Below are 5,880 nucleotides of genomic sequence, written 5' to 3' on the forward strand. Positions count from 1 at the left end.
GGTTCCGGAAAAGCAGACCGAGCCCGCGCCAGAGCAGGCCAAGCCCGTGGAAGCTGCTCCGGCCAAGGCCGAGGCCGTGAAGCCCGAACCCTCGCCCGAGGCCAAGGCCGATGCGGCGGCGGAGGCGGCCAAGTCCGAGCCCGTGGCGGGGCCTCCCCCGGCCCCGAGGGTGCCGGTGGTGCAGATCGCATCGTTCACAACGGAGAAGAACGCCGAGGCGGCGTCAGCGTGGCTGAAGGAGAAGGGCTATGCTCAGACGCGCGTGGTGCGCGTGGAGCAGGGGCAGACGGTGTTTCACCGCGTGCAGGCCGGTCCCTTCCAGGACCCTGCGGCTGCCCGCAAGGCCCTGGAGGAACTGAAGGCCGATTGGCCGCAGGCGTTTATTCCAGCGGATTGAGCTCGGCGCGGAACTTCCGCGACAAGCGGAACACCACCACCTTGCGCGGCGGCAGGGTGATGCTCTCGTTGGTCTGCGGATTGCGGCCCCGGCGCGAATTCTTGTCATAGGCCTCGAATTTGCCAAACCCGCTCACCAGCATGGCATGGTCCTTCTTGATGGCCTGCTTCATCAGATCAAGGGTGGCCTCGACCAGGTCCTTGATCTCCGCGCGGTTGCGGTCCGTCTTCTTGTAGATGGCATCGACGATGTGCGCCTTGGTCAGGGTTTGACCGCTCATGAAACCTCCGTTGGGCTCCGTTTTTTCAGCCGATGGCCTGGGCGATGGCCCGGGCCAGCTTCTGCATGTCCTCTACGCTTTCATACGCATGCTGGGTCCAGAGGGTCAGTCCGTCCCCGGCATGACGCGGAATGAGATGAAAATGGGCGTGGTGCACCAGCTGTCCGGCGGACTCGTAGTTGTTCATGCCCACGTTGAGTCCGCTGGCTCCCGTGGCCGTCATCACCGCCTGCCCCACGGTCTTGAGGGCCAGGAGCAGCTCGCGCCCCAGATCCTCCGGCAGGTCGAACAGGGTGGCGTAGTGCTTTTTCGGCACCACCAGGGCATGGCCCTTGTTCACCGGCGCGATGTCCAGAAAGGCGTAGACCCCGCCCCGGTCATAGACCTTGGCCGAGGGAATCTGCCCGGCGATGATCTTGCAGAAGATGCAATCCTGGCTCAATGCGTTCTCCGTGTTTGAAACCACCCAACTGTGCACAATGATTACACGGCAAATTCGAAGACTTCAAGAGTTTTTCCACCCACTTTGCAACAATTATCGATTGCCGCAATCAGATGCCCGCGCCGCTGATGAAAAACTGTTCAGCAGCGCGCGCCTGAACGATGCGCGCCCCCGGATTCACGTCGCCCGTGACCCAGACATTGCCGCCGATGACCGCTCCCTTGCCGATGGTCACCCGGCCAAGGATGGTGGCCCCGGCGTAGATGGTCACGTCGTCCTCCACTATGGGGTGCCGGGGCAGGCCCTTCACCAGGCGCGAGCCCGTGTCGTCCTTGGGGAAACTCTTGGCCCCAAGGGTCACGCCCTGGTACAGGCGCACGTTCTGGCCGATGATGGTCGTCTCGCCGATGACCGTGCCCGTGCCGTGGTCGATGAAGAAGCGCGGGCCGATGTGCGCGCCCGGATGGATGTCGATGCCCGTGTCGGAGTGGGCCATCTCGCCGATGATGCGCGGGATGATGTCCACCCCCAGGTGGTGCAGCTGGTGGGCGATGCGGTGGTTGGTGAGCGCCTTGATGCTGGGGTAGCAGAAGATGGTCTCGCCCGGGCTTTTGGCCGCGGGGTCGCCGTCAAAGGCCGCCTGCACGTCGCTTGAGAGCAGCTCGCGCACCTTGGGCAGGCGCTTCACGAATTCCAGGGCCACGGCCTCTGAGCGGGAGACACAGTCCGTGCAGGGCTGGCGGTTGTCCTTGGCGCACACAAAGCAGTAGCCCCGGTTGATCTGCTCGGAGAGCAGCTTCACCACGCGGTCAAGCGCGCTGCCGGTGTAGAACGACATGGTGCGGCCGCCCACGTCCGAGGGCCCGAAAAAGCCGGGGAACAGCACGGCCCGCAACAGCTCCACCACCTCTGCCAAGGCCTCCAGCGAGGGCATGGGCTGGTCGCGGCTCACATGATGGCAGGCGGCTTCGCAGGCCGTGGGCGCGCACAACCGCGCCACGGTCTCGGCCAGCACCTCGTCCCGGTCCAAATCAACAGGCAATTTCAGCTCGTCGATCATCTCCGCCCCCCTACTCCGCTTCCGCAAACAGGGGTGTGGAAAGATAGCGTTCGCCCGTGTCGCACACAATGAACACGATGGTCTTGCCCGCCATCTCCGGCCTTGCCGCCAGCTGCATGGCCGCAAAGGCGTTGGCCCCGGAGGAGATGCCGCAGCTCATGCCTTCCTCGCGCATCAGCCGCCGCGCCGTGGAGAAAGCGTCCTCCGCGCCCACCTGGATGATCTCGTCGTAAATTTTCGTGTCCAGAATACCCGGCACGAAACCCGCGCCGATGCCCTGGATCTTGTGCGGCCCGGCCTTGCCGCCGGAAAGCACCGGCGAATCCGTGGGCTCCACGGCCACGATGCGCACGCCGGGCTTCTTCTGCTTCAGCACTTGGCCCACGCCGGTGATGGTGCCGCCCGTGCCCACGCCGGCCACGAAGCAGTCCACTGTGCCGTCGGTATCGTTCCAGATCTCAAGGGCGGTGGTGGCCCGGTGCACGGCCGGGTTGGCCGGGTTCTCGAACTGCATGGGCATGAACGCGCCGGGCGTCGTCGCCACAAGCTCCTCGGCCTTCTTTATGGCGCCCTTCATGCCCTCGGCCGCGGGGGTGAGCACCAGTTGCGCGCCGTAGCCCGCAAGCAGCTTGCGCCGCTCCACGCTCATGCTCTCGGGCATGGTCAAAACCAGCTTCAAGCCCTTGATGGCGCAGATGAGCGCCAGCCCGATGCCCGTGTTGCCGCTGGTGGGCTCCACGATGAGGCTGTCCTTGGTGATTTTGCCCGCGGTCAGGGCCGCCTCGATCATGCTCGCGCCGATGCGGTCCTTCACCGAGCCGCCGGGATTGCGCGACTCCAGCTTGGCCAGCAGCGTGGCGTTCAAGCCTTCCGACACCTTGTTCAACCGCACCAGCGGCGTGCCGCCGATGAGTTCGGCCATGGATTCTGCGATGCGCATATGTATGCTCCTTGTGTGGGGGGCCGGAGCCCGGCTACTTGGCGGCCAGCTCGGCCAGAACCTGGCGCAGATGGTCGGTGTGCATCCGCACGTGATACTGCCCCATGCCGCCGACGATTGCCGCAAGCGTGGGGTACTCAGTGAGGGGCGACTGCTTGAACAGCGGAATGTGCGCCGTGCGGGCGAACTGCTCCTCGCTGAGGGTCAGGGCGTACGCGGCCACGCCTTCGTACTCCCGCTCCACCAGCTGAGCCAGCTGCGAGAAACTCATGGCGCTGCGTTCGGGCGTAAGGTGCGTCTGCTCCGGCACGATGTCGATGAGCGGCACGTCGGCCTCGGTGAATTTCCGGCACAAGGCCAAGTGGTCTCCTTCCTCCGCGCCGATGAGGTGCGAGAGGATCTCCTTGGGCGACCAGCGCCCGGCCGGGGCGCGGCTGGCCGTGGCCTCGTCCACCCCGGCGCAGACAGCTTTGAGCTCCGCAAGGGCGGCGCGGATGATTTCGGCGAGATGCGTTCCTGTGGTGGTGGCCATGCGTTCCTCCTGGCGGGCTGTGCGCCCGTAATGGGCCGGCGGGTGTGCCCCCGCATGAAGGCGGTCCGGGGGGAAGCTCTCCCCCCGGACAAAGGTTTCTTTACCCTTGCCTCAACACCCGCAGGCGGGCTTGGGGTCAAGGGGATCGGCGGCGCCCCGCTTGTAGGGCGAGATCTTGCGCAGGGTCTCGATGATGGGCGGCACGTTCTTGATCACGTAGTCCACATCGGCCTCCGTGGTGTAGCGCGAGAGGGAGAAGCGGATGGAGCCGTGGGCGAAGGTGAAGGGCACGCCCATGGCGCGCAGCACGTGCGAAGGCTCCAGGCTGCCCGAGGTGCAGGCCGAACCGGAGCTGGCCGCGATGCCCAGCTGGTCGAGCAGCAGCAGGATGGCCTCGCCCTCCACGTACTTGAAGCTGATGTTCGAGGTGTTGGGCAGGCGGTCCTGCTTGTGGCCGTTCAGGCGGCTATCCGGCACGGCGGCCAGCAGCGCATTCTCCAGCTTGTCGCGCAGGGCGCGCACCACGGTGTTCTCCAGCGGGATGTGCGCCTTGGCGGCCTTGGCGGCGGCGCCCAGGGCGATGATGCCGGTGGTGTTCTCCGTGCCGGCGCGGCGGCCGTGCTCCTGGTGCCCGCCGACGAGAAACGGCCGGTAGGGCAGCTTGCGCCGCACGTACAGCGCGCCGATGCCCTTGGGGGCGTGCAGCTTGTGGCCGGAAAGGGCCAGCATGTCCACGTCCAGGTCCTTCAGGCTGATGGGGACCTTGCCCACGGCCTGCACGGCGTCGGTGTGCATGAAGATGCCCCGGCTCTTCACCAGCTTGGCGATCTCCGGGATGGGAAAGATGACGCCGGTCTCGTTGTTGGCCCACATGATGCTGACGATGGCCGTGTCGTCGGTAAGGCTCTCCTCCAGCTCCTTCATGTCCAGGCGGCCTTCGGAATCAACCCCCAGGTAGGTCACGCGGTAGCCCTGGCTGCGCTCCAGAAACTTGCACAGCGAAAGCACCGCCGGGTGCTCCACGCGGGTGGTCACGATGTGGCGCTTGTCCGGCTGGGCGGCCAGGGCGCTCCTTATGGCCGTGTTGTCGGCCTCGGTGCCGCAGGAGGTGAAAACGATCTCGTCCGTGCCGCAGCCCAGCAGCTCGGCCAGGTTCTCGCGCGCCTCGCGCATGTCCTTGCCCACCTGCCCGCCGAAGCTGTGCATGGAGCTGGGGTTGCCGTAAAGCTCCGAAAAGAACGGCAGCATGGCGTCGAGCACTTCCGGGGCCACGCGGGTGGTGGCGTTGTTGTCCATGTAGATGACTGGCGTGCTCATGGCCCTACACCTCCCGCACCTGGATTTCAGGGTCGACCTTCTCGCGCAGGATGGTCTCCACCACGCCGTGCACCGTGGCCTGGCTGGACGGGCAGCCCACGCAGCGGCCGCGCAGGGTGACGGAAACCACCAGGCCCTCGATGTCGGCCAGCTCGATGTCCCCGCCGTCAAGCTGCAGCCGCGGGCGGATCTCCTTCTCCAGCACTTCCTCGATCATGCGCATGCGCTGGATGTTGGTGAGCTTCTTGGGCGCTGGCGCGGGTTCGGGCTTGGCCTCGCCCCTGGCCTGGGCGATGAGCTCGCCGATCTTCTCGTGGCACTTGGCGCAGCCGCCGCCGGCCTTGGTGTAGTAGGTCACGTCCTCAATGGTCTTGAGGTCGTTCTCGCGCACGGCGGACAAAATCTGCTGGTCCGTTACGCCAAAGCACTCGCAAACGATCTCGCCCTCGGAATGCTCGTGGCTGGTCACCTTCTCGCCGCGCCAGCTCTTGATGGCCGCCTCAAGGGCCTCCTGGCCCATGACCGAGCAGTGCATCTTCTCCTTGGGCAGGCCGCCCAAAGCGGTGGCGATGTCCTTGTTGGAGATCTTGAGCGCCTCATCCACGGTCTTGCCCTTCACCAGTTCCGTCAGCGCGGAGCTGGAGGCGATGGCGCTGGCGCAGCCGAAGGTCTGGAAGCTGGCGTCCTGGATGATTCCGTCCTCGATCTTGAGGAACAGCTTGAGCGCGTCGCCGCAGGCGATGGAGCCCACCTCGCCCACGCAGCTGGCGTCCTTCATTTCTCCGACGTTCTTCGGATTGAGAAAATGTTCCTTGACGATATCAGTGTATTCCCACATGGCGCATCTCCAAAAATCGCTGATTGGCGCGGGCGAAAGGCGGGCGCATTGGTCTAAAATACACACGCTTGCCC

General features: G+C 65.5%; 8 protein-coding genes. 1 reads left to right on the forward strand and 7 read right to left on the reverse strand.

What is annotated here, in order from left to right:
• Window positions 1-397 (forward strand): SPOR domain-containing protein (locus VN419_RS08935; protein WP_325646644.1); only part of this gene is annotated, 397 nt, incomplete at its 5' end.
• On the opposite strand, the gene VN419_RS08940 is transcribed toward VN419_RS08935, so the two are convergent.
• From VN419_RS08940 to nifU, 7 genes are all read right to left on the reverse strand, one after another.
• Window positions 381-677, reverse strand: a complete 297-nt coding sequence (locus tag VN419_RS08940; protein ID WP_305569865.1) for an integration host factor subunit alpha — start codon at window positions 675-677, stop codon at window positions 381-383. The genes VN419_RS08935 and VN419_RS08940 overlap by 17 nt on opposite strands.
• 25 nt (window positions 678-702) lie before the next feature.
• Entirely contained in the window at window positions 703-1,119 is a 417-nt protein-coding gene (locus VN419_RS08945) for an HIT family protein (protein ID WP_325646650.1), read from the reverse strand.
• A 109-nt stretch (window positions 1,120-1,228) separates the two neighbouring features.
• Entirely contained in the window at window positions 1,229-2,179 is a 951-nt protein-coding gene (gene epsC, locus VN419_RS08950) for a serine O-acetyltransferase EpsC (RefSeq protein ID WP_325646652.1), read from the reverse strand.
• 10 nt (window positions 2,180-2,189) lie between these two features.
• The gene (gene cysK, locus VN419_RS08955; RefSeq protein ID WP_325646654.1) at window positions 2,190-3,119 is read right to left on the reverse strand and encodes a cysteine synthase A; all 930 of its coding nucleotides are present in this window, start codon (window positions 3,117-3,119) and stop codon (window positions 2,190-2,192) included.
• Window positions 3,120-3,153: 34 nt separating this feature from the next.
• On the reverse strand, window positions 3,154-3,651 hold the full coding sequence (locus VN419_RS08960) for a DinB family protein (RefSeq protein ID WP_325646656.1): 498 nt from the start codon (window positions 3,649-3,651) through the stop codon (window positions 3,154-3,156).
• Between the two features lie 111 nt (window positions 3,652-3,762).
• On the reverse strand, window positions 3,763-4,968 hold the full coding sequence (gene nifS / locus VN419_RS08965) for a cysteine desulfurase NifS (protein WP_325646658.1): 1,206 nt from the start codon (window positions 4,966-4,968) through the stop codon (window positions 3,763-3,765).
• Between the two features lie 4 nt (window positions 4,969-4,972).
• Window positions 4,973-5,806 carry a Fe-S cluster assembly protein NifU gene (nifU, locus tag VN419_RS08970; RefSeq protein WP_325646660.1) on the reverse strand — a complete coding sequence of 278 codons (834 nt, stop codon included), beginning with the start codon at window positions 5,804-5,806 and terminating at the stop codon, window positions 4,973-4,975.
• Window positions 5,807-5,880 lie beyond the last annotated feature (74 nt).

Origin of the sequence: Humidesulfovibrio sp., assembly GCF_035560995.1 — a bacterium.
Taxonomy (GTDB): domain Bacteria; phylum Desulfobacterota; class Desulfovibrionia; order Desulfovibrionales; family Desulfovibrionaceae; genus Humidesulfovibrio.